Source organism: Vibrio sp. J502, assembly GCF_025397955.1.
Lineage (GTDB): Bacteria > Pseudomonadota > Gammaproteobacteria > Enterobacterales > Vibrionaceae > Vibrio > Vibrio anguillarum.
In genome coordinates, this window is record NZ_CP104555.1 from 1,024,584 (window position 1) to 1,048,630 (window position 24,047).

Consider the following 24,047-nt stretch of genomic DNA (forward strand, 5'->3'; position numbering starts at 1 on the left):
GAAATGATTTTTAATGTGGCTTAAAATCACAATAAAACTGTTTGATTTTTACACATATTGACTGATTATAATTTTATTGATATTTTTATTAAGCTACTAAGATTTAACATTAGAACAAAATTAATAAAGCAAAACCTTATTGTTATTTATCTAAATTAGGATTTATAAAAACCCTTCGTATTTTCTCCACTGACAGTTCATTGTTTGATCTTAATACCAAATAATGTTCAACATAGTCGTTTATTGATTGACGCTTAACACCATAAATCCAAAATAGGTCTGACCAGTTTTTTAATTTCACTTTCGCACTTATTCTTTAGTAGATACGTGCCTAAACCAATAAGAAAAAAATATGAAACTAATGACGTTATTGATGACCGCAATATTGCCACTCTCCATGGCGATTGCAGAAAATACGGATACCACCTCAGAACCAGTTACCGCTTATGGCGTAATGAATACGCAAAATAAGCAAACCTACACTTATGTACGCTGTTGGTATCGGCCCGCTGGCAATCATGATGACCCAGCAACAGATTGGGAGTGGGCATTAGATGAACAAGGAAATGACTACACCATTAGTGGTTACTGGTGGTCGTCTGTGCGCTTTAAAAATATGTTTTATACCGACACCTCACAATATGAAATAAAACAGCGTTGTGAAGAGACACTCGGCGTCAGTCACGATTCTGCAGATATTACTTATTTCGCAGCAGACAATAGGTTCTCATACAATCATTCGATCTGGACTAACGATAAACAAAATGCCAAACCCGTCATTAATAAAATGGTGACCATAGGTGACAGCCTTTCGGATACAGGAAATATATTCAATGCGTCACAATGGAAATTTCCCAATCCTAACTCTTGGTTTTTAGGACACTTTTCCAATGGTTTGGTGTGGACAGAGTATTTAGCAAAAATGCACAATTTACCTGTATATAACTGGGCGATTGGCGGTGCCGCAGGGCGTAATCAATATATCGCGCTGACGGGTGTGAACGATCAAGTCCGCTCTTATCTAAATTACATGACAATGGCCAAAAACTACCAGCCAGAAAATACGCTCTTTACCCTTGAATTTGGCTTAAATGACTTTATGAATTACAACCGTGAAGTATATGAAGTCAAAGCAGATTTTAGCAGCGCGATGATTCGTCTTGTGGATTCAGGGGCCAAAAATATTATTCTACTCACCCTGCCCGATGCAACCAAAGCCCCGCAGTTCAAATATTCAACAGCAGAAGAGATAGCGAAAGTCAGCGCTAAGATCACCACCTTCAATGCGTTTATTCAGCAACAAGCACTGTATTATCAGATGCAAGGGGTAAATATCATCCTGTTTGATGCTCATAGCTTGTTTGAAAACCTCACAGCCAATCCACAGCAATACGGCTTTGAAAATGCGACCGATGCATGCCTCAACATCAATCGCAATTCAGCTTTAGATTACTTGTACCGTCATAGCTTAACCAATGATTGCGCTTACCATAGCTCTGACAAATACGTATTTTGGGGCGTAACGCACCCTACCACGGCCATCCATCAATTGATTGCCAACGAAATCAGTAAAAACTCTCTCGCGTCATTTCAATTTGAATAAGCACGCCTAACCTTGAAGACAGCACGCAAAGTGCTGTCTCTAGACCCAAATAGGCATCGCGGTAGCGGCTTTCACTTGACGCATGGCGAGGTGGGTATGCATATCTTTTACATTGTTGAGCCGCTGTAACTGACGCGTAAATGCTTCGTACCCTGATAAATTGGCACTAACGACTTCCAACAAGTAATCATACGCACCTGAAACCACATGGCAGCTGATCACCTCCTCCATCTCTTTGATTGCCTCTTCAAAACTATCAATGGAAGCGGCTTGATGATTATTCAGGCTAACTTCAACAAAAACCGTCATACCGACCCCGACAGCTTGCCGGCTTAAGCGAGCTTGATAGCCATCAATGATCCCGCTCTCCTCTAATCGTTTCAAGCGTCTTGCGCAGGGAGAAGGGGATAATCCAACCTTTTCTGCAAGCTCTGCGGTGCTTAAGCGTGCCTCTGTTTGTAATAAGGTCAACATGCGGCGGTCTATTCTATCCATTACTCGATCCTTGATGAAATCCACTAATATTTTGCTAATTTATAGCGGATAAGTGCTAAACCATCTAGCAATAAGGGTGAACTTGCCGGATAAAAGTAAGCCGAACCATAGATAATGGTGAGAAACCATCCATTGATGTGAATGAAATTATGATTTATGGCTACCTCGCGATAGGCACCACACTGTTATTATGGTCCGGCTTTTTCCTCTCTTTAAAGGCAGGAGCCAGCGGCCTATTAACCCCTGCGGATATTGCATTAACGCGCTTTTTACTGCCCGCTTTGTTGCTCTCTCCATTGGTTTGGAGAACTCGATATCAATTGCAAAATGTACCTATACGTTACTTGATTGGTCTATTTATTGGCTGCGGATTGCCCTATTTACTAGTGACAAGCGATGCAATACGTTCCGGTTTCTGATGGTAGCGCGCTTGTTCCGGGCGTGCTGCCGCTGTTTGTCTCGGGTATCGCGGTGTTGCTGTTTAAACAGCCGTTAAGTCGCCATCGAATAGCTGGGCTGACTTTAGTGGTGGCAGGGGTTGGTATTTTCCTCTATTCAAGTGCCACTGATTTTGAGTCAAACCGTTTGACCGGGCATTTGATGTTTTTAACCGGCAGCCTGATGTGGGCGATGTTTACAATTTGTGCGCGGGTAGCAAATTTACATGCGCTCGTCAGCGCGGGATGGGTTGCTTTACTTTCTACTATTTTATTGGCCGTTCTAATCGCTTTAGGCATCGTCGATAGCTACTTAGCCACACACTCTTTTGCACACTGGCCGTGGAAAGAACTGGCGGGACACACACTGCTGCAAGGTGTCGGGGCGGGGCTCATTGCAGCATTTACCTATTTATATGCAGTTTCAACACTCGGCGCAGAACGCTCCGCTGCCTTTGGCTCTGCAACACCAGTCGTGGCAACCTTGTTGGCGATTCCCGTTTTTGGTGAGATGCCAACGCCTTTGACTTGGATCGGATTAGGATTGATAAGCTTAGGTAGCTTGGTTGCCAGTAATATTTTAATGAAACACGATCATTCGCAATATTACCGGCCCCCAACGCATCAAAAACGAAGCGCTAAGCGCTCATATCAGCGATAGCAAATCTCTGCCCAACGAGCCAAACCAGCAGTCACTGAACCAAAGTAGTTACCGCTGACAACGGGTACGTGGGGCAGTTGCTGCTCTACCGCTTGGCGTAATATTGGAGAACGAGCAGATCCGCCTGTCATAAAGATAACATCCGGCTTTACGCCACCTTGTTCAACCGCTTCTTTGACCAATTCCACCATTTTCGCTTTAGGGGATTCAATGGCGTCGATCATTTGCTCACGCTCAATTTGCACTTCGATCTGCTCAGAAAGAAGATCGAGCACCACCTGACATTGTGTAAGATCAGATAGAGCAATTTTTGCCTCTTCTGCACGGCGTACAATTTGATAGCCGAGCGTTTCAAAATAGACTTTCAGCAAACGCGCCAACTTTTCTGGTTGCTGCGCCTCTTTGTGTAGCAATTTCAATGCTGCCAAGTTTTGCTGAGCATAGAAGTCACGTTGCGCTTCCACGTTATTAATTGCAATCGGGTTCCAAAACTGCGTGATCGGCATATCAATGCCAGAAATGGCTTTACTTCCTAATCCAAAAGAAGACATCAACTGTTTGAAAGCAATATAGATATCAAGATCATTGCCTCCGACCCGTTGGCCACTATGCGCAAGCAAACTCGCGGTGCGGTCGTCACGCCCTCGCCAACTCGGCCCCATTTTTAGCAATGAACAGTCGGTGGTTCCACCACCGATATCAACCACCAGTACGGTTTGATCTTGCACCAGAGTCGCTTCATATTCTAAACCCGCCGCAACGGGTTCAAACTAAAAACTGATGTGCTGAAAACCTGCGCGTTTCGCCGCACGTTGTAAAATAGATTCCGCTTGTCGATTGGCCTCTTCACCACCTCGGCCATGAAAGTTAATAGGACGACCAATCACAGTATCTTGGATGGTGCGCTGAAGGTGCTGCTCTGCATTATGCTTAATATTGACCATCATGGCGCACACCAAGTCTTCGAAAAAACTGACCTGCACATCACGTAAACCTGCCGCGCCTAGAAATGATTTAGGGGATTTAACGTAATAAATATCGCGCGGATCCTGCAGATAAAGATCGAGCGCCGCTTGGCCAAAGGCAATGTCTTGCGCGGCAAGTTCAATACTCTCTTCTCTATTCACATTGATCGCGCGACGAAGTACTTGCTCACCAATTTTATCGCTTGGCGTAATATTATGATGACGGAACAGATGCTCAGAAATGGACTCTCGCGTCGGGGCGCATATTGTCGAAGGAATGTAGTGGCTTTTACCTTCTATGGGTAACAATGCTGGTTGCCCATCTTGCATCATTGCGACAGAACAGTTCGCCGTTCCATAGTCAAAACCAATAAACATCGCTACCTCCTAGCATCAGAAAAAGGCCGGCGATCCTACCTTATGATTTTCACAAATACTATCCCCAAACTACTTGGAATGTCTGGCGAGAAAAGACATGGATTGGTTTACACAAGCCAAGAGACGAAAAAAGACAGCAGCAGACAGCCCACATAAGCTATTTTAATCGCCTTGATATGTCGATAGTGGATAAGACAAGGTGACAAGATAAACAACGGGATCAGGATAAAAATGGGGTTCATACTGAATAGCCAGCTTAACAATACAACAGAAAGTGCATAGTAGAAGAGCCACGAATTTGGAACCGACAACTTTTTGCCAAGTCCCACTATAAATAATAATGCAGCAAGTAAAGGTAACATCATTAATCACACCTTTATGATATTAATTCTCATTTACATCAAATATTAGTCACTGTTCAGCGTAAAAGCAATAGAAAAACTAGGTACATTATCAGACACCAAGAACCATACTCAACACAGGCATTGGAACCGTCTTTCATTTCTCTTTACCCACCCAAATAATGATTAGTTTTTCTAATTCAAATCATAGATTTTTATCTTGCTCAACTTCACACTTTTAGATTGATAAAAGCGCCTATCCTCACTAATATCTCGCGCCGAAAGAGCGATACTTTTAACGCTGGCCATTAGTTTCATTATTCATATTAATTATATTTCGTAGTTGCACCATTGTGCAGGAGATAGACCATGTCCGCATCGTTTCCGTTAGTGAAACTCACATTTTTAATTGCGATTTTGACCGCTGTCGGTCAAATGACACAAACGATGTACGTCCCGTCGATTGGCCATATGGCGGGAGAATTTTTAGTTTCTCCTGCATCACTGCAGGCGGTCATGGCATGTTATTTAATCCCTTATGGACTATCACAATTTGTCTATGGTCCATTGTCAGACCGTCTAGGACGCAAACCGATTATTATCGCTGGGTTGCTGATTTATATTGTAGGATCGCTACTCGCATTATTTGCTCATCAATACGATTGGTTTTTGGTCGGTAGTTTTATTCAAGGGCTTGGCATTGGGTGTGGTGGCGCAATGTCTCGAACCCTTACTCGAGACTGTTTTTCAGGAGCAGAATTACATAAGGCCAATAGCCTTATCAGCATGTGCGTTATTTTTTCGCCACTCATTGCTCCTGTTCTTGGTGGCTACTTAACAGAAAGTTTTGGCTGGCGCTCTAGTTACTTATTTGGCTCTTCTCCGCTTAGGTGAGCTTGATATTTGGGTAAAAAGTTGAGTGTGTATCGGGAACCGATGTTTGTCTGATCTTCAATTTGAAATAGTCTGTATCTCTCACCCCTCTTGCCCTTCGTCTGAGTAAGCCAATCGAGACATTACCTGCTTCTACCCGAGCGTTAGTCAGTTTGTATTTTCCGTAGTTACAAATACCCACTTTTCTTTCCAATAAAGCATCGGCAAAATTAATTAAGGAAAGTATTCTGGTCGATTTGGCAAGACGACACCAAGCTTCTAGAGCTGCCACCATTGTTTCGTAATCGGGTTCATCCCATATGGCTTGTAGCTGCTCTTTGAGCATGTAAACAACGCACAAAGTCTTGTTGCTCTCAAGTAAGTCATCAAGTCTGTCAGACTGCCTATCATCCAATTTGTGAGCGTTTTTCAGTAGGAGGAAGAGCGTTCCTTTCAACATTTTTTTTTCGTCGTGAGAGCCATTTCTAAAAGCTTTTGCTCTCTCTTTTTTGATTAAGATGCAGTAGTTCTGCATGACATGAAATCGGTCAAAAACAATATCAGCATTGGGAAGCATTTTCCTGACCGCCGACTGGTAAGACTGGCCCATATCCATTGATACTGCTTTGATTCCTGATTTGGTTTCTTCTGATAGTTGCTCAAAGAAGGAGATCAGAACTTCTGCTTTTCGGCCATGTTCAACCCAAATTAAATGCCCAGAGACGAGGTCATAAACAACCGTCATATAATCGTGTCTCTTGGCTCTGGCAACTTCATCGACGCCAATATGAACCAAGTTATTCAGTTTCTCGGGGTCTAATGCTGGTAGGCTTGAACGCAAGTATTCCCTATCGATATTTTTTACTGTTTCCCAGCGGATTCCTAAATGTTGAGAGACGGCATGTATGCTCATATGGCGACATAACCCACTGATGAACTTGCAAAAGCGAGCGGTATAACGACCACCTTTAGCCACATATTCAGTCTCTTCGATCAACCGTCGTCCTTCTTTGTCTCTAGTTTTAGCCAGCTCAACCTCAATCGTACAAGGTCGCCCACTCACAGGTAAATCTTGAAGACGTCTTTTAACGTAGTGATCGACGGTGCAGGAAGTCCCTGATATTGGCTCTTTGACTTTATACCTACGATCTCGACGACAGCGAACGAGTACGCCTTGGGACATTTCTTCTATTGAACAAGATTCAACACACTGGCCTTTAAAGCTAAATAACGAGGAAGACAAAGACGACAAAATAGACTACTGACTTATTTTTAAAATAAGCATTATAAATCATGTGATTATGATGAATGAGCCTGTGCATACAGACTCATGAAAGCGGAGAAGAGCCCTTATTTTTATCCCTATTCGCGATTGCCGTGGTGATCACTATGATGACGAGTATGGTAGAAACATTGCCTAAAGCGGCTCGCAGACACGAATCGGTTACAAACAGCTATCGCTATGTGCTGAGTGACAAACGTTTCCAAGGGTATTTAATTTGTCTCGTGGCGACTTTCTCTGGCGTCGCGGTGTTTGAAGCCGCTGCAGGTGTATTACTTGGTGGCGTTTTGCAACTGCCTGCCACCACCGTCAGCTTATTGTTTGTCTTACCGATCCCTGGTTATTTAGTTGGTGCGGCGCTATCGAGTGTTATTGCGTTGAACTTCAACGAAAAAAGCGCCTTGTATGTGGGCTTGGTAGCGATAGCATTAGGTTCATTGGTGGTGTTTGTTCCTGGAGTGTTGGGGCAAACCAGCGCATTGACCCTAATTGGTGGTGCCACTGTCTATTTTCTCGGTGCAGGCATTCTCTTTCCCGCAGCGACCACTGGAGCGTTAACACCACTGCCTTACCATGCAGGAACAGGAGGTGCTGTGTTAGGCGGTATGCAAAACCTTGGGGCTGGTTTAGCTACCCTTTTAGCGTCGGCTATTCCAGCTCATGACCAGATGCCACTTGGCGCATTGATGCTGTTGATGTCTGTGTTTGCTGTGGTTGGTTTGATTCGTGTTTACAGTAAACATGATCCATCAAATGAAATGCCATTGGCTGTTTAATAAACTGTAATGAAGAAAAAGCAGACAGGTCACCGCCTCTCTGCTTTTTTATTTTAGACGTAATGCTGAATTCGACAATTCAATACAGTCCCATCAAAGTCAGTCAATCTTCATCCATCCTTCCGGCACGCTTAACCCCCAACGGGACATTTCTCCCTGATGGTAAATAGCACGCCCTTGTTGGCCGATTTGGATAGGAATGCGGCTTGCGTCTTCATTATTATTTAAAATGCGTAACACCGTTTTGCCCGCCATTTCGCCTTGATCACGACCCGCTAACACAACACCCCCAGCCGCTTTGCCCGCACCGATCGAAAAATCCCAAAAACCAAATAAAGGAACCTCTGTATGTTGGTTTGTCCACGTTAATACAGTATCCGCTGGCACATTATTTTCGCTCTCATCGACCAAGGTTTGGTAAAGCCCCACGACTATGGCGCCAAATCCTTGCTCTTTAGCTGTGCTTATTCTTGTCTGCCATTCTTTCTCTGTCGCCACTGAAGCTATCTCTGTCGCAATGCCTAAATTCTTTTCAATCATACTCGCTTGGGTTTGCATAAATTCCAACGCAATACTCGCCGTACTACCCGAATCAAATAACACCAATACTTTACGTTTATCTTTATCGAGCATCCGGCCAATTTCTCCCATGGTTTTCACATAGAGGGGGCGCTCTAAAACACCGGTCACTTTGGCTTGCCCTTGGTATTGAGCCATGAATTTTCGTGGGTTTGAATTAATACCCAGAAACACGATTGAGATTGGCTCGTTGTAGAGTTTCGGCAACATATGAACCAATGCATTGTCGTCTCCTAAAACCACTACCTGTGGTTTCAGTTGCTGATATCGGCTAAAGGCTTGTTCGGCGATTTGTGAATAACGGCTCGCTGGTACACGTTTGGTGTCCATCTCAAAGGTATGCAGTTCATGCGCAGGCGTTAACGACTGCTTAAGGGCGGATACATAGCTAGCGTCCCATTCATAACCTTGCTCGTAGCTCTCTATTAAGAGTACTTTTCCCGCCATCACGGGCGCACTTATCACACACAATATCCATATCCAACGCATGAACTGCCTCCAATGATTCGGCTATTTTTTATAGTGTAGTCAATAAGATGTTATTCACACTTCCCATGTGACATCTATACTCAAATTATCACTCAAAAAAATGAGAAGCAGGATGAACAAAAGCCGAACATTTAATGAAAGCATAGATAACCCACTATCGAGTCGCATTGGTCGCAGGATCATTTTTTTCCTTGTCATTTTGAGTGGTGCTGTCACCTTGATGACAACGTTAGCACAAACGTATTTCGACTATGACAGAGAGTTCGATGATGTGGCTCAGCGTCATCACGAAATAGAATTCGTTCATGCCGAACTGCTTGCCACTTCTTTATGGAATTATGATCTCGTTGCACTTCAACAGCGCTTAGATGGCTTAGTAAACTTGCCTAAAATTGATTATTTGGAAATCACGTCTGGCGGTTATCAATTCAGTGCCGGAGAAAAAGTGACGGAGCAATTAGTCGCACACCGTTATCCCATGCTTTATATCAACCCAAAAACGGAAGCCAAAGAGCAGATTGGCGAGATCTACGTTGAGTCTAATGCCCAAGAAATCTACAACTACTTAATCAAGCAGTTTCTACTGATATTGGTCGTGAACGCGGTTAAGACTGCCTTTATTTGTTACGCTATTTTGATGATTTTCCATGAGAGTGTAAATCGACGTGTCTTTGCTATTGCTCAATACTTACGCAAATACAACCCTCGCCATCCACCAAAACCACTAAAACTTCCTCATAAGAAATGGATTATGGGGCATAACGATGAACTCACTTGGCTGGCCGATGAGACCAATAAAATTACCGGAAATGTAACTACGTTGTACAGTAATATAAAACTTGAACAAGAACGATTAGCCGATTTTACGGACGTCTCATCCGACTGGTTATGGGAGACAGATAGTACTGACAGGTTGATTTACACTTCCGAACCCATGCGTCAAGCTTTAGAGATCAGTGAAAATAGCAAGCCACTGCTTTCAGAGATTGACTCACTGCGAGATATGAAAAAATTACTCCAATCCATTACTAAACACTGCTCGTTTTCAATGTGTGAAGAGACAATTATCATCAATGATTGTAAGCACTATTTGATGTTTCAAGCAGTAGCACGATATGAGAAGGATATGTTTCTCGGGTTACGGGGCACAGCCATTAATATTACCGAGCTAAAACTGGCGCAGCTTGAACTACAAAAACTCAACCAAAACTTAGAGCGCCAAGTCGCCAAGCGAACCTGCGATCTGGAAAACAGTATTGAGCAACTAAAAGCCACGCAAACACAGTTGATTGAATCTGAGAAATTAGCGGCTTTAGGTGGTTTAGTTGCAGGGGTGGCGCATGAAGTCAACACGCCATTGGGTATCGCGGTGACCGCAAGTTCGGTGATCATTGAGGTCACACAAGAGCTAAATACCGCCTTCGCCAACCAAACGCTCACAAGTCAGCAGTTTTCTGAATTGATGCAGAGAATGAATGAAACCAATACGATGCTTGAAAGCAACTTAAATCGTGCTGCCAAACTGATCCGAGACTTTAAACAAACAGCGGTCGATCAGGTATCTGAGAGTCGTAGTCAATTCTCAATCCACCAAGTATTAAGCGCGCTTATCGCCAGTCTTCATCCCGAGACTAGGAAAATCCCTGTTACCCCCGTACTTGAGGGCGATGGAGGACTAACCATGAACAGCTTACCTGGAGTATTGACTCAAATAGTCTCTAATCTAGTGATGAATAGCGTCAACCACGCTTTTAGTGATGAGCAAAACCCCATCATAACCATTGCGTTCAAACAGGAAAGAGAGAATATCCTCTTAGAATATAAAGATAATGGCTGTGGCGTCGAACCAAAACTGCACCATAAAATCTTTGAACCCTTTTTTACCAGCAAAAGAGGCCGTGGCGGATCAGGGCTTGGCTTGAATCTTGTCTTTAATCTAGCAACTCAAAAATTACAAGGAAAACTAGATTTTAGTTCTAATGTTGGCCAAGGTGTTCATTACGTTTTTACTCTCCCTAAGGCTCTTGAACTTGTTAATGATGATGCTGCAATAAATGATGCAGTAATAATAGACAGAAAGTAATAATAGATAGAAAGTAAGAGGGTCAAGGTTGCCAATCATCGTAAGGACGGTGAATAGCATCATAGAGTATTTTCAACTCTCCACTTTCCTCTAGTTGAGAGAGTATTCGCGTTAAGTATTGATCAACCTCATCGCCTTTAGAGCCGTGAGCAATGACAAATACATCCTTGAAATCGGCAAAGTGTTGGCGTGAAACATTCTCTAAACCTAAACTTTTCAGCGCAATATCCGCTTCTTCTTGTGCCCAGACAAATCCATCAATACGTCCAGCGGCTACTTTAAGTAGTGAAGCATTGATGCTATTTGAGCGCGCAACTTCAAAAGGTATATAGCTAGGAACGGCCTCAACGTAGTATTTATCAGGCTGGCTCCAAAGCTGTTCTGACGTGATTCGATTGGCTTTATTTGTATAAAGAACATGTGCCACTAAACCGAACGACTTCGTACTAAAACGAAATGGTAACTTTCCTTCAGGATCATCAACATAAATCGCGGGTAAGGCAAAGTCAGCTTGCTTATTAACGACCCCATGTACAGCTCGATGCAAAGGGAAAACTTCAATATGGATCTCTGTATCAGGGTCGACCTTATCCATGTACCTCACTAATTCGACAAATGGCCCCGAACCATCCGCATTAATCAGTCCAGGGAGTTCACCAAGGTGTGCGACCATTTGTTTAGGTTCATTAAGTTTGGGATTTGAAGGATCAATTTGTGCTTGCACAAAAGGAATCTGAACGATGGCTAAGCTAGACGTACACAAGCCAACAATCGTCTTTAATTGGTTGCTTTTCACTCTGCCCGACTCCCTGAAAACGGATCTATTTTTCGGTTCCAAAAAAGATTCTAGTCTGGAAACTGTTCACGAATAGTAATGAAATCATCCCAATGTGCCAGCATCAGATCGACCAACATCGGATCAAAATGTTTTCCTTTTTGCGCGACAATTTCTTGTTTGATTGTCTCTTCCGGCCAAGCATCTTTATAACTGCGTTTAGAACCAAGAGCATCAAACACATCAGCTAATGCTGTGATTCTGCCACTGATAGGAATGCCTTCACCGGCTAATTGGTTTGGGTAACCGCTTCCATCCCATTTTTCATGGTGAGAACCGGCAATCTCTTTCGCTTTGATAATTAAACTGCGTTTTGAACGACTTAAGATATCAACACCGTATTCCACGTGTTTTTGCATGATCGCCCATTCTTGAGCGTCCAATTTCCCTGGTTTATGAAGAATACTGTCAGGGATCGCCACTTTACCTACATCGTGCAGGGGTGACGCATTTTTAATCATATAAATATCCTGCTCAGGTAGGGTCATTAATGTGGCTAATTTTTCACAGATCAGAGAAACCCGCTGTACGTGAGCTCCTGTTTCTTTGCTTCTGGCTTCGACGGCATTGGCTAAGTTATAAACAAGCTCCCTCGATGTTTCGCGTAAATCAAGCTGTAAATTTAAGTTTTCAAAAGTTAACCCTATGTTATACATATAGATTTCAAGCAAACGTTCGTCATTTTCAGATAAGCGCTCAAGTAAATTGATATAGAGTAGATTCTCTACGCCACGGCTGTCTGTCATATAAAGTACAGAGGCATCATCGTAGCTATGAGACATTTTGCTTTGCAGTGCAAGCTGGCAGCGCTTAGCCACTTCCGAAGGTAAGCGCGAAAAATCACAGTCAGAATAAAAATCGACAAATCCTCCAATAGCCGCCAACGTTAAAGCACACGAACCTTCGCCTTCAGATTTAGGCTGAACGATACAATAAAATGCCGATGCATGGAGTTTAAGTAAAGAAGTGAGCTGGCTCAGTACCGATTCAGCATAGGTTTGTAAGGTTGTGGTATTTTGTACCTTCGCTGAGGCTTCAATCACGCGTTTAAGCCCCTCTTTTTGCTCTTCTATCAAACAAAGATCCCGATAAGATCGCAACATCGAATAGAGCAGGGTTCTGAGTTTTTGTGTGGTAAGTTCTGTTTTCTCTTTATAGTCATCAATTTCATACTCTTGGATGACCGTATCTTCGGGGGCTTGCCCTGCTTGCCCGGTACGTAATACCAAACGAATGATTCTATTCTTACACTCTTCACGGATATGCCTAACTAAATCTAACCCCGCGTGTTCCGTCTCCATAACTACATCAACGAGCGCTAAAGCTATATCGGGCTGAGTATTCAGCACTTCTCTGGCTTCAAGACCAGACATAGCAGACAGTAGCTCTAGTGGCCGTCCTTGAAATGAAAACCCTCTTAGCGCTAAACGAGTGATCTGGTGCATCTGCTCATCATCATCGACTAGCAGTACTCGCCATGGTTTATTTTCAACACTAAGTTCATGACTCTCCTGGCTCTTTGGTTGAGCCTCTTGTCGAAAATCCGCAAACAGATCCATCGCTTATCTCTCTATATTGACAATATTCCTACTCTTATAGGTTTAGCACATAACCGTTTTGTTGGTGGTTAGAATCTAATTAATGTGATGAATAAATTGATTTTTACAAGCCATATACTCAATGATATTGATATTTCAATCACCTTCATAAGCCGTGCTCGAGGTGCAATAATTTCATCGCGTTTAGTAGATAAAAAGTTTATGAATGAAGAGTGCCATTTACCAATGCCGTGGAATTAATCATTTCGTTTTTTACGAAATTCTCGTGGTGTGCAATGGCTCCATACCTTAAAACGAGTACTAAAGTTTGCTGGGTTAGGATAGCCGACAATGTCACCGACATGTTGGATTGACCAGTCGGTAGAAACAAGCAAACGAGCGGCGTACTCCATACGCATTCGCGTTAAGTGGGCTTTAGGACTGTGGCCAAAGTGCTGCTGACATAAACGATGTAAATGAGCTTGCGAGCAAGGAAATAATGCGGCGAGATTTTCTATTGTCCAATCTTTATGCAGCTGGCTCTGGACTCGCTGAAAGACGCGATTTAAACGCAACGAAGTACGCGAGAGCGGTAGTTCAATCGGTGCTCGGAGCATGATTTCTATCTGTTCAACAATGCGTTGCCCGACCTGCTCACCAAGCTCAGCAGGCAATATTAAGGTTCGCAGTAGCGCTTGAATACTCGCATACATGACCGCAGCGATAGGCGTTAATGTGTAATGTATTTCTTCTTTTACGGTGTTTTTCCAATGACGCTGTGGTGCAAGAAAGATCCACACCACTTGCCACTCTTCTTCTTCAATTCCAAAACCATTTTCGACACCCGCTGGTACCACAATTAATGAGCTCGGTTCCAGTAAGTAACGGTCAGTTCCACTCGTTAGCCAACCTTTTCCCTTCACCGTGTATAACAGCATATGCACGCTCTGATTTTTCCGATAAACAGAAAACATTTCGCGGCAGGTTGCAATTCCGCATTGCACAATGCCGCTTTGCTCCAATGCTAAGACGCGACTTTGGTCAATAAATTCTTGATGTGTTTTATCTGAGATGGAATACCGTTCTTGCTTGTCTGACATATGAGAGTTTGGCAAAAGTTATAGAGGTATTGAGAGAATACAAAAATTACGATTCGATTTACACTTGCCGCATATCAAAATGAGGTAATGCAGCATGTTTATGACTCCCTTTCATCAGCTAGACCGTCAATTTTGGCGCAAATTGATCGATATTGGCGTACCGGTATCCCTCCAGTCAATGCTGTTTTCACTGTTAGGTGTAGTGGATATTTTTATGGTCAGCCAATTAGGTGAATCCGCTACGGCGGCCGTTGGTGTTGGCAACCGAATATTTTTCTTTAATCTCATCGTTATTGTTGGCGCTAGCGGTGCAGTAAGCGTGTTAGCTTCGCAATATTTTGGTGCAGGTAACATCGAGGGCATAAAACGGACATTGGCTCAGTCTTGGGTAGTGGCTCTGCTGTTTACACTCCCCTTTATGCTGCTCTATTTGTGGATACCTCAGTCTGTTGTTTCTTTAGTGGCCAATGATGCTCAATACGTCACACTAGCCACGGATTATTTATGGATCACAGCACTTAGCTTATTTTGTACCGCATTAGTAGTGCCACTAGAGAGCGCACTACGTTCTGTCGGCGTGGCAAAGTTGCCAACTCAAGTAAGCATTCTCGCCATCATTATTAACGCAGTCTTAAACGCTTTACTCATCTTTGGCCTGTTCGGCTTTCCAGAATTGGGGGTTGTGGGTGCAGCGATTGGCACAAGCATCTCACGCGGCTGCCAAACCATGCTGCTTTTTTGGCAAGTAAAGCGACATTACGCTCATCTATTGCCCAATCGCGAAAACTGGCAGCAAGCAAAAATGAAACACCATAGACAGCGCTATTTTAAAGTCGCAAGGCCAATGATTATTCACGATTCAGCATGGGCGGCTGGCATTTTGATTTACAACGTTATTGTCGGCCAGTTGGGCGTTTCTGAACTTGCGATTATCTCACTGCTTTCCCCCATTGAAAGTGTGCTCATTTCCGCCTTTCTTGGATTTGCCGTGGCCGCCTCTATCTTGCTTGGACATGAAATTGGTGCACAGCGTTACGAACGTGCCGCGCAGACTTCTTGGTGGTATGTACTTACTAGCTGCGGGCTGGCGTTGCTGCTGGCATTGTTCTGCTTTTTGGCTGAACCTTGGATTTACGCTTTGATCGAAAAAAGTCCACTGCATGATACACAAATGGCCGTGAATGTTTGCTTAGTAATGGCGTGGGGGATGGTACTACGGGTATTTAATATGGTCGGTATCGGTGGCGTGTTAAAAAGTGGTGGCGATATTAACTACAGTATCTTCATTGACTTATTTGGCCAATGGGCGATTGGCATTCCGTTGGCTTATTACACAGGGTTGGTTCTTGGCTGGCCTTTGCATTGGGTTATGATGGTTATTATGCTTGAAGAGGCCGTCAAAATTATCCTTACAACACAACGGATCCATTCCAAACGTTGGATCAATAACTTGGTCAACGAGACAGAGCCTTCAACGCTCCAAGCATAGTTAAACTGAGTATAACTCTATGCTTGGAGCGAACGTAACCAACACAGTTGCTGATTAAGTAGGAAATGTCTTAGCGTTACGCCTTATATTTGAACTGAGCAATCTCACTATTTAGTGTCTCTGCTTGCCCAGAAAGGTCGGTAAGCACTCCATCAACATCATTCACTTGTCCAGAAACCGACAGTGAAGCATCGGCAATCGAAGTAATGCTACTGCTGATTTCATCCGTTACTGATTTTTGTTCTTCTGTCGCGGCAGCAATTTGCACATTCATGTCATTCAATTCGGTTAACATCGACATGATTTGAGCAAGCATATCCGTATTCAAATGGCAGGTTTCAACCCCTTTCACCACGGTTTTATTGGCCTTTTCAATTCCTTGCGACACACTGTTTATTTCATGTTGTAGCGAATCGATTTTTTTACGGATCTCTTCAGTAGAAGTCTGCGTGCGCCCTGCTAATGATCGCACTTCATCGGCAACGACCGCAAAACCACGCCCCTGCTCGCCAGCACGCGCTGCTTCAATCGCCGCATTAAGAGCCAGTAAGTTGGTCTGCTCGGCGATACCTTGGATAACATCAAGCACTTCAGCAATAGAATTACTTTCACTATGGAGCCGCTCAATAGCTTCCACCGCCATCCTCATCTCATCGCTCAACAAGCTGATTTCATTTCCCAACGCTTCCCCGACGTCGACACTTTGTGACCCTGTATCATTAGCTGATTTCACATAATCGGCAGCTCGACTAGCAAACTGCGCTACCTCACCAATTGAAGCACTCATTTGATTTACCGCCGCCGCGAGCGATTCTGTTCTCATACTCTGCTCGGCAACAGCGCCTCGCGTGCTCTCCATATTGGAAGACATACGATGAGTGCTGCCGTTGAGTGACTCCGTCGCCCGCGCAAACTGCTCAATGGTTTTCTGTAAGCTGCTAAATAGCTGGTTAAAGGCAACCGCAACTTCCGCCATTTCATCTTTACCCTTTTCACTTAAACGCGCGGTTAAATCATTCTCCTGATTAATCCGATGCAGCTCTAACGACGCACTGCGGATAGGTTTGGATATACCACTTCCCACGATGTAAGAAATAAAGAGTGAGAGCACCACAAGAACAGCAATGCTAATCAACACAGTTTGCAGTACTGAACGCTCTAAAGTCGAGACATCTTGCAACGCCTCAGATTGATCGATTTCAGTTAATATAGCCCATTTTTGTCCTAAAACATCCAGAGGTGCGTAAGCCGAAAGTACTTCAACATTACGATAGTCTTTGATGGTTTCTAGGCCTTGTCCACCCGCCAATGCCTGTCGTACCGCGTCGGTCTTGATGCGTTGACGTCCAATGGCCGAACCCTTGGTTTTGATTTGCTCAATGGTGGCAGGCTCAACACCAATATCAGTTAAAGTTTGAAAGTATTGCTCAGGATCTTCTAATAAAAACCGTGATTGACTGCGCAATAAACCATCTTGCCCCACAAGGTAAGTTTCTCCACTTTTACCGAGCCCCGCATCAGCCCAGCTACCGCCAAATGTCATGATGTTGTTGATCACATCGATCGGCATCTGAAAGATCAGCGTGCCTACCCGCTGCTGTTCTTTGAAAATTGGGGCCGAAATAAACGAAGCCGCTGCCTCATAGGAAGGATAATAAGGTGCAAAATCTTCGAGGTAGGATTGCCCCTCTTGCAAGTTTTTTGCCTTAGCAAATGCATGGCCTAGCCCCGAATTTTGATATGCGCCAGTTGATAAATTGGTCGCAAAATCCAGTTCTTTAAACACGGTATAAACCACGTTGCCTGACAAATCGACAAGGAAAATATCGTAATAGCCAAACGCTTCTAGAAATCGCCTAAATGAGGCGTGATAACGCCGGTGAGCTTCATCATAGCTGCTGCCCAATGAATCAAAATCCAAGTGATGTTTGGATCCAAGCTCGTTAGGGTTTACGCCGATGTAGCGAGCCTGCAGTGCTTTTCCCTGCTCTGAAAGCTGTGCAAACGCACCAAGTTCATTTGGCTGACTGCCACTGTTTTCCTGACGGTAAGTACGACCAAACTGATCACGATAATACCGTTCTAGCGCATCCATATCTTGGGGCGTTATACGGTGGGCAGGATAACGAGAGAACGAACGAGTAAAAGAATCCATTGCTTCTTGAGTCGATACCTCGGAAGACAAGGTCTCAATTTGCAGACGGATCTGTTTGAAATAGTTAGTTATTTCACTCTTTTTGATTTCGCGTACGGAGGTAAGTTGATTTGCGGCTCGGTCATAAAGTGCTTGGCTTGAGAGCTCTGATGCTCGCCACCCAACAAAACCACCACTGATTACCACGCCAACTGAACACAAGATAGTACATGCCGCAATGATTTTCGTTGATATTTTCATAGTCAAACCCTACGCATAGAAATGAACAACTTTTTGTAAAGCCATCGTCGCCCCCAGCCACTGGGTTTATATGAAATTTGTATTATGAGCTTTTCAAAGTGTAGGTCACGGTTTGGCTTTTGCGTAGAAAAACGACCTGATACATCCAAACGACTTGAAGTTGCAGGTAGGCTGCAAGTGAGCTCATCGCCATGAACACAAATAAACTCCATGCTTGGGGTGAGCAAACGTAGCCAGCACTGCTGCAGCTTCAAGTACACAACGAAGGGAAAATAACCATCAGGTCGAGATAAACCTAACATATTGATAGTAATAAGTTTAATCGATTAACCCATCGCATTTTGCGGCGCAGATAAAATCGTTTTTGTGCAGTCCTTTGATGGAATGGCTCCACCAAGTCACGGTCACTTTACCCCACTCCAATAACAAACTGGGGTGGTGGAATTCCGCTTCAGATAATTGAGCAACTTGGTTAGAAAATGCCCATGCCAACTTGAAGTTTTTGAACACATACACTTTTTCCAACTGGGGGATGCCATCACGTACAGCAATAAACCACCCCTCAAGTTCAGTGAGTAGTTGCTGCTGCTCGGGGATCGATAATGCTAGCGCATCAAGGCTACAAGCTTCACAACGTAATTCTTCAAGCATGGGTCTCTTCCTTGGGTTGAAATAAGGGGGCCAACAAGCCTGCCTGCATGGCGCTTTCTACCTGCTGTACAAGATTTTCTTGGCTCAAATGGTACAGTTCTCGTAGATCATCCAACACATAATAAATGGGTTGCATGATATCAATACGATATGGCGTTCTCAGCACTTGTTGGATGTCAAATTTTTTACGTATGGCCGTTTGATTATCAAGGCTATACACGGTTTCAGCGGGGGAGGATAAAATACCTCCGCCATAGATTTTTACACCGTCACTTTCTTGCACTAAACCAAATTCGACAGTAAACCAATAGAGCCGCGCCAAATAAGCTCTCTGTTTTGGGCTCGCGTTAGCCCCAAGCTTGCCGTAAACCTGAGTAAATGATGCAAAATCAGGATGAGTAAGCATCGCGCAATGACCAAAAATCTCATGAAAAAAATCCGGTTCTTGCAAATAGTCAAACTCTTCACGGCTACGCAAAAACGTGGCAACTGGAAATTTTTTCTCTGCCAACAAGGCGAAAAATCGATCAAAATTGATTAAAGCGGGCACTGGCTCAACTTGCCATCCGGTTTCACGTTGCAAAATACGGTTGATATCGGGCAACTGCGGAACCTGATCTTTAGAGAGTTGCAGCATCGCTAACCCATCCAAATAGGCTTGGCATGCTCGCTGCTCAATGACGGTCTCTTGACGCGCGATCAGATCATGCCAAATCCGATCCTCTTCGTTACTCCAGTCAATGAAACCTTTGCTATTTAATGGCTTAGAATGATACTGCGTCATACCACAACCTTTTAACAAATCGATTACATTAAGCCTATCGCCTCGTGAAAAGTCTGCCAATCTTAGGCTCGACATCTGACTACTCTCACGCGTAACAAATATTTTACATTTATGGTTTTTTTACTTAGATATCAGGGATATGATTATGGCCAACCCGTTTGACTTTACGGCATTCGCCGACAACACTAAACAGTGCCAACAGATCAGAAAATAAACGGATATATACCCACTTGTAGGGAACGCGATTATGTTTGAAGAAAATTTGACGCCGCACACACCGCTTTGGGTCCCTAGCCAAGACCGCATCAAAGCGTCCAATTTAAACCAGTTTATTGAGCACATTAATATGCAAGGTGAGGCGATAGAAAGCTACTCACAACTGCATCTCTGGTCCGTTGCCGAGAGAAAACAATTTTGGTTAGAAGTGTGGCAATTTTGCGATGTGATCGGCTTTCGTGGTAACTGCATTTACGGTGAGGGGATTGCGAGATGGGACGACTTCACCGCCGCCAGAGACACAATTTGGTTTCCCCAAGCACAATTGAACTACGCGGAAAATCTGCTCTCTTATGCGTTTCAACAACCAGAAGGCATTGCCGTTTGGTTTAAAAATGAAAATGGGCAAAGCAAGAAGCTAACATGGCAGCAACTCAGTGATCAGGTTTCTATTATCCAGCAGTGGTTAAAACAAAATGGAGTTGAAAAAGGTGATGTTGTCGCCGGTTACTTACCCTATATGACCGAAACTTTAGTGGCTATGTTAGCGACTACTAGCTTAGGAGCCGTTTGGACATCAACCTCTCCTGATTTCGGAGTCGACAGCGTAGTAGAACGTTTCGGCCAAGTACAACCCAAAATTTTATTCTGCTGCAATGGGTATACTTTTAATGGCAAAACCCACCTCATGGAAGAAAAAAACGGTCAGATTGCCGATGCTATTTCGAGCCTACACAACATTTGTCAGATCGAATATTTACAGCAACGCTCACTCACGGCTGATTTTAACGACGCTTTTTCTGATTGGAATGCGATTCTCGCAAGTTACCTTCCACGTGGGCTACGCTATGAACGCGTTAGCTTCAATGACCCACTGTTTATCTTGTACTCATCAGGTACGACAGGTAAACCCAAATGCATCGCCCATTCGGTTGGCGGTACGATTTTAAATCATCTCAAAGAACATCAATTACACTGTGATATTCAACCGGGCGATCGTGTGTTTTATTACACCACTTGTGGGTGGATGATGTGGAACTGGCATGTTTCGGCGCTCGCTAGCGGTGCTACGTTGGTCATTTATGATGGTAGCCCAATGTATCCGCAACCGGGAGTATTGTGGGATTTGGCAGAAGAAGCCAACATCACTTTGTTCGGTACATCGGCCAAATATTTAGAGGCACTGCAAAAAACCGCGTATTCACCGAGCGATTACTACCCTCTCTCCTCACTGAAAACATTGTGTTCAACAGGTTCGGTTTTGTACCCAAAACAGTTTGATTATGTATACGCCAACATAAAAGCGGACTTACACCTCGCCTCTATCTCGGGTGGAACCGATATTTGTGGCTGCTTCGTGCTTGGCAACCCCATATCGCCGGTATATCGAGGAGAATGCCAAGGCGCAGGCTTGGGACTTGATGTTGCCGTATTTAACGACCTTGGTCAACCCGTGATACAACAACGGGGAGAGTTAGTCTGCCGCAACAGTTTCCCTAATCAACCCATCGGGTTTTGGCATGACAATGGCCAACGTTATCACGATGCATATTGGAGCAAGTTCTCTGGTGTATGGCACCACGGTGATGAAGTTGAGTGGACCGACAATGGGGGAATACGTTTTTACGGGCGCAGTGACACCACCTTAAACCCTGGAGGCGTGCGTATCGGCACGTCGGAAATTTATCAGCAAGTGAATAGCTTGCCTGAAATACAAGATTCGGTCGCAGTGGGTCAGAAAATCGATAATGATGAGCAGATCATCCTTTTTGTACAACTGGTCCCACAGTGCGAACTCAACACCCTACTGGTGAACACCATCAAACAGCGCCTAAGAGAAAACTGCTCTCCTCGTCATGTTCCTGCGCAGATCCATTCCATCAGTGATGTGCCACGTACCAAATCCGGAAAACTGGTAGAACTCGCGGTGAAGCAAGTACTGCATGGCGAGACAGTCAAAAACTTAGGTGCAATTGCTAATCCTCATGTATTAGAAGAAATCCACGCGCTGTTTGCATAAACATTATTATTGAAATAAAGGCGATGGAAGTTGATGTAGGCGCATAGCGGTAAATATTTCGGCAGCTTGTCAAATAACCCGCATCTTTTCGTGTAATTTGTCAGTATGTCAGTGATATGCTTTTGAAAAAGTTTGGAGGAACCGCCTTTATTTATGGATTATATTCACCTTTCAAGAATCAGTTTAAAACACTTAACAGCGCTACACGTCATGCTCAGTACCCGCAGCGTCACGCAGACAGCAGCCCAGCTCTGCATTAGCCCTTCAAGCATCAGTAAAAACTTGTCGCAATTGCGCATTCTCTTGGAAGATGAACTATTTTATCGTGACGGTACACATTTGATACCTACCCCTTTCGCGCTACAAATGGGCCCCACTGTCCATTCAATCCTCTCTAGCATGAATGGATTGCTGCATCACTCAAATTTCGAACCTCAACATTATCAGGGGAAATACCGCCTTGCGATGCGAGAAAGTGCCTTTGAGTTGTTTGCTCCTATTTTGACAAACGTAATAAAAAATCATGCACCGCAAGCTTCCTTTACTATCTACTCGAAAGATCACTATGGCTTCGACGCCCTGCAAAGCGGGCTGATTGATTTCGTCATTTTACCACACGATATCAGCCAGCCCCCAACGCGAGATAAAGAGCTCGTGTGGGAAGTGATTGCTCACGATGAAATGGTCTGCTTAATGCGTAGTGATCATACTTTAGCCAATGAAGAACTCACTATCGATCACTACCTTGCTCAATCGCATATCGGCATCATGGACAAAGAGCTGGCTGAACCTTTTTTTGAACAGAATTTAGCTCAATCTCATCGAGCTCGTCATGTTCCGGTTGTTGTTGCTGACTTTGGTGCGGCCGCCATCTTATGCAAACATACCGACTCACTCTTTACTTGCTCCAAACGCTGGGCGGAACAAGCGATGCAAGCTAGGGAGTTGCTCATCAAACCGTTACCTTTCAATTATGGGAAAGTGGCTTACAGCTTAGTGTGGAATAAGGCCAGTATGAACGACCAAGCTTTGAAATGGTTGTGTGATCAGCTCAAAAAACCACACTGATGTTTGTGAATCAACATTGAAAATTTAGCTCAATGCTTAAAATAAAGAAGGCCAGCACTATTTTGCGCTGGCCTTCTTTATTTATCTTCTGATGTGCTTTTATTTTTGCTTAACCCTAGCCATGAGTTATCAGTCAACAAACAGAATTATTCGTGATCAACGCCTTATAGTCTTCTAGGGAGTGACTATCATGACACTTATCAACAAGCTAGAGCTTACGCAAGTTGGTCATTATGGAACAGTGAAATAATGTAAATAAGCCATTCTCAATCTGGAAAACCATCGATTTTATGATGTTATTTCCTACCAATGCCCATCACTACTGGCGCTAGACCTTTTGAATTTTTAATCTCAAACGCAACTGCGGTTTCCACTTGGCTAAAACCTGCGCTTTTCAGTTGTGTCTCAATTTGGTTTTGGCTAAGACCATAGTCAGGATCATCTTCTTCAACCAACCAGTCCCAATGAATAAAAACGCCATGCTCATCTAATAGAGAATGAATGATGGTAAATACTTCATTAAGATTCGGCACAAACGCGCACACAGATGACGCCACAACAAGATCGAATTGTTTGCGAAAGGCCGGATGTTGCGCGACTAGACCACGGGTCAGAAAATCCACCACGGGTTCAACGTTGACCAACTCTTTTTTATCCAACTCTTCAATCATGGCCTCAGAGCCATCGAGCGCGACAATATCTCTGGCATGGCGAGACATCATTTGGCTCAGCAAGCCCGTACCACACCCGAAATCAAGAACATGTTTACCTTCGAGAGTGACCCGTTTCTGTAATTGCTGAAACACATTTTGAGCAAAAAGCGTTGTGGATTCGTCCTGCTCCCACTGAGCCGCACACTCATCCCATTCGTTCGCCATCATGGCCTCCGTGTTACTTCTTGTATTGGGGAAATTTTCCCAAGAATAAACCAAAACTGTTTTACGTTCATAGAGTTACAGCTCAATCTTGACTAAGAAATGATGAACTGG

The 24,047-nt window shown here is 43.9% G+C and carries 16 protein-coding genes and 4 pseudogenes; 8 read left to right on the top strand and 12 right to left on the bottom strand.

The window, feature by feature from the left end; translation table 11 throughout:
* The first annotated feature begins 352 nt into the window (after positions 1-352).
* Positions 353-1,603, top strand: a complete 1,251-nt coding sequence (locus N5E84_RS20590; RefSeq protein WP_019282665.1) for an SGNH/GDSL hydrolase family protein — start codon at positions 353-355, stop codon at positions 1,601-1,603.
* 39 nt (positions 1,604-1,642) lie between these two features.
* On the opposite strand, the gene N5E84_RS20595 is transcribed toward N5E84_RS20590, so the two are convergent.
* Entirely contained in the window at positions 1,643-2,098 is a 456-nt protein-coding gene (locus tag N5E84_RS20595; protein ID WP_029388319.1) for an Lrp/AsnC family transcriptional regulator, read from the bottom strand.
* Between the two features lie 149 nt (positions 2,099-2,247).
* On the opposite strand from N5E84_RS20595, the pseudogene N5E84_RS20600 reads away from it, so the two are divergent.
* Positions 2,248-3,196: pseudogene (locus N5E84_RS20600) on the top strand (DMT family transporter).
* Here the strand turns inward: N5E84_RS20600 and yegD are convergent.
* Together yegD and N5E84_RS20610 are read right to left on the bottom strand one after the other, a co-directional pair.
* Positions 3,187-4,539: pseudogene (gene yegD, locus N5E84_RS20605) on the bottom strand (molecular chaperone). The pseudogenes N5E84_RS20600 and yegD overlap by 10 nt on opposite strands.
* Positions 4,540-4,646: 107 nt before the next feature.
* Positions 4,647-4,904 carry a hypothetical protein gene (locus tag N5E84_RS20610; RefSeq protein WP_019282667.1) on the bottom strand — a complete coding sequence of 86 codons (258 nt, stop codon included), beginning with the start codon at positions 4,902-4,904 and terminating at the stop codon, positions 4,647-4,649.
* 345 nt (positions 4,905-5,249) lie between these two features.
* On the opposite strand from N5E84_RS20610, the pseudogene N5E84_RS20615 reads away from it, so the two are divergent.
* A pseudogene (locus N5E84_RS20615) lies at positions 5,250-5,753 on the top strand (MFS transporter); the annotation flags it as partial.
* A gap of 13 nt (positions 5,754-5,766) precedes the next feature.
* On the opposite strand, the gene N5E84_RS20620 reads toward N5E84_RS20615, so the two are convergent.
* Positions 5,767-6,936, bottom strand: a complete 1,170-nt coding sequence (locus N5E84_RS20620; protein ID WP_076611988.1) for an ISL3-like element ISVa10 family transposase — start codon at positions 6,934-6,936, stop codon at positions 5,767-5,769.
* Positions 6,937-7,103: 167 nt separating this feature from the next.
* Here N5E84_RS20620 and N5E84_RS20625 point away from each other — a divergent pair.
* Positions 7,104-7,811: pseudogene (locus N5E84_RS20625) on the top strand (Bcr/CflA family drug resistance efflux transporter); the annotation flags it as partial.
* A gap of 99 nt (positions 7,812-7,910) precedes the next feature.
* On the opposite strand, the gene N5E84_RS20630 reads toward N5E84_RS20625, so the two are convergent.
* Positions 7,911-8,879, bottom strand: coding sequence for an ABC transporter substrate-binding protein (locus tag N5E84_RS20630; protein ID WP_019282669.1), 969 nt, complete (start codon positions 8,877-8,879; stop codon positions 7,911-7,913).
* A gap of 112 nt (positions 8,880-8,991) precedes the next feature.
* Here N5E84_RS20630 and N5E84_RS20635 point away from each other — a divergent pair, with 112 nt between their 5' ends.
* Complete coding sequence (locus N5E84_RS20635) at positions 8,992-10,962, top strand: ATP-binding protein (protein ID WP_214650784.1); 1,971 nt, start codon at positions 8,992-8,994, stop codon at positions 10,960-10,962.
* 22 nt (positions 10,963-10,984) lie between these two features.
* On the opposite strand, the gene N5E84_RS20640 is transcribed toward N5E84_RS20635, so the two are convergent.
* From N5E84_RS20640 to N5E84_RS20650, 3 genes are all read right to left on the bottom strand, one after another.
* A complete protein-coding gene (locus tag N5E84_RS20640; protein WP_017045093.1) occupies positions 10,985-11,758 on the bottom strand; it encodes a transporter substrate-binding domain-containing protein in 774 nt (257 codons plus the stop codon).
* 50 nt (positions 11,759-11,808) lie between these two features.
* On the bottom strand, positions 11,809-13,356 hold the full coding sequence (locus tag N5E84_RS20645) for a DUF3369 domain-containing protein (RefSeq protein WP_017048193.1): 1,548 nt from the start codon (positions 13,354-13,356) through the stop codon (positions 11,809-11,811).
* Between the two features lie 236 nt (positions 13,357-13,592).
* Positions 13,593-14,435, bottom strand: coding sequence for an AraC family transcriptional regulator (locus tag N5E84_RS20650; protein WP_029388320.1), 843 nt, complete (start codon positions 14,433-14,435; stop codon positions 13,593-13,595).
* Between the two features lie 94 nt (positions 14,436-14,529).
* Between N5E84_RS20650 and N5E84_RS20655 the strand changes: the two genes are divergently transcribed.
* Positions 14,530-15,924, top strand: a complete 1,395-nt coding sequence (locus N5E84_RS20655) for an MATE family efflux transporter (protein WP_019282672.1) — start codon at positions 14,530-14,532, stop codon at positions 15,922-15,924.
* A 76-nt stretch (positions 15,925-16,000) separates the two neighbouring features.
* On the opposite strand, the gene N5E84_RS20660 is transcribed toward N5E84_RS20655, so the two are convergent.
* The 3 genes from N5E84_RS20660 to phhA form a co-directional block, all read right to left on the bottom strand.
* Positions 16,001-18,325: a methyl-accepting chemotaxis protein gene (locus tag N5E84_RS20660; RefSeq protein ID WP_019282673.1), complete on the bottom strand. Its 2,325-nt coding sequence runs from the start codon at positions 18,323-18,325 to the stop codon at positions 16,001-16,003.
* A gap of 312 nt (positions 18,326-18,637) precedes the next feature.
* Complete coding sequence (locus tag N5E84_RS20665) at positions 18,638-18,970, bottom strand: 4a-hydroxytetrahydrobiopterin dehydratase (protein WP_019282675.1); 333 nt, start codon at positions 18,968-18,970, stop codon at positions 18,638-18,640.
* Positions 18,963-19,754 carry a phenylalanine 4-monooxygenase gene (gene phhA, locus N5E84_RS20670; protein WP_019282676.1) on the bottom strand — a complete coding sequence of 264 codons (792 nt, stop codon included), beginning with the start codon at positions 19,752-19,754 and terminating at the stop codon, positions 18,963-18,965. Before phhA ends, N5E84_RS20665 begins: the two co-directional genes overlap by 8 nt.
* A 262-nt stretch (positions 19,755-20,016) precedes the next feature.
* Here phhA and N5E84_RS20675 point away from each other — a divergent pair, with 262 nt between their 5' ends.
* Together N5E84_RS20675 and N5E84_RS20680 are read left to right on the top strand one after the other, a co-directional pair.
* The gene (locus N5E84_RS20675) at positions 20,017-21,990 is read left to right on the top strand and encodes an acetoacetate--CoA ligase (protein WP_069212191.1); all 1,974 of its coding nucleotides are present in this window, start codon (positions 20,017-20,019) and stop codon (positions 21,988-21,990) included.
* Between the two features lie 153 nt (positions 21,991-22,143).
* On the top strand, positions 22,144-23,058 hold the full coding sequence (locus tag N5E84_RS20680; protein WP_029388321.1) for a LysR family transcriptional regulator: 915 nt from the start codon (positions 22,144-22,146) through the stop codon (positions 23,056-23,058).
* Positions 23,059-23,354: 296 nt separating this feature from the next.
* Here N5E84_RS20680 and N5E84_RS20685 read toward each other — a convergent pair whose 3' ends face one another.
* Entirely contained in the window at positions 23,355-23,936 is a 582-nt protein-coding gene (locus tag N5E84_RS20685) for a class I SAM-dependent DNA methyltransferase (protein WP_049785471.1), read from the bottom strand.
* Positions 23,937-24,047: the final 111 nt, after the last annotated feature.

Excerpts from the sequence above, each read along its gene's own strand:
- N5E84_RS20590 (WP_019282665.1), top strand. The coding sequence starts at position 353 with ATGAAACTAATGACGTTATTGATGACCGCAATATTGCCACTCTCCATG.
- N5E84_RS20595 (WP_029388319.1), bottom strand. The coding sequence starts at position 2,098 with ATGGATAGAATAGACCGCCGCATGTTGACCTTATTACAAACAGAGGCA.
- N5E84_RS20610 (WP_019282667.1), bottom strand. The coding sequence starts at position 4,904 with ATGATGTTACCTTTACTTGCTGCATTATTATTTATAGTGGGACTTGGC.
- N5E84_RS20620 (WP_076611988.1), bottom strand. The coding sequence starts at position 6,936 with ATGTCCCAAGGCGTACTCGTTCGCTGTCGTCGAGATCGTAGGTATAAA.
- N5E84_RS20630 (WP_019282669.1), bottom strand. The coding sequence starts at position 8,879 with ATGCGTTGGATATGGATATTGTGTGTGATAAGTGCGCCCGTGATGGCG.
- N5E84_RS20635 (WP_214650784.1), top strand. The coding sequence starts at position 8,992 with ATGAACAAAAGCCGAACATTTAATGAAAGCATAGATAACCCACTATCG.
- N5E84_RS20645 (WP_017048193.1), bottom strand. The coding sequence starts at position 13,356 with ATGGATCTGTTTGCGGATTTTCGACAAGAGGCTCAACCAAAGAGCCAG.
- N5E84_RS20650 (WP_029388320.1), bottom strand. The coding sequence starts at position 14,435 with ATGTCAGACAAGCAAGAACGGTATTCCATCTCAGATAAAACACATCAA.
- N5E84_RS20655 (WP_019282672.1), top strand. The coding sequence starts at position 14,530 with ATGTTTATGACTCCCTTTCATCAGCTAGACCGTCAATTTTGGCGCAAA.
- N5E84_RS20665 (WP_019282675.1), bottom strand. The coding sequence starts at position 18,970 with ATGCTTGAAGAATTACGTTGTGAAGCTTGTAGCCTTGATGCGCTAGCA.
- phhA (WP_019282676.1), bottom strand. The coding sequence starts at position 19,754 with ATGACGCAGTATCATTCTAAGCCATTAAATAGCAAAGGTTTCATTGAC.
- N5E84_RS20680 (WP_029388321.1), top strand. The coding sequence starts at position 22,144 with ATGGATTATATTCACCTTTCAAGAATCAGTTTAAAACACTTAACAGCG.
- N5E84_RS20685 (WP_049785471.1), bottom strand. The coding sequence starts at position 23,936 with ATGGCGAACGAATGGGATGAGTGTGCGGCTCAGTGGGAGCAGGACGAA.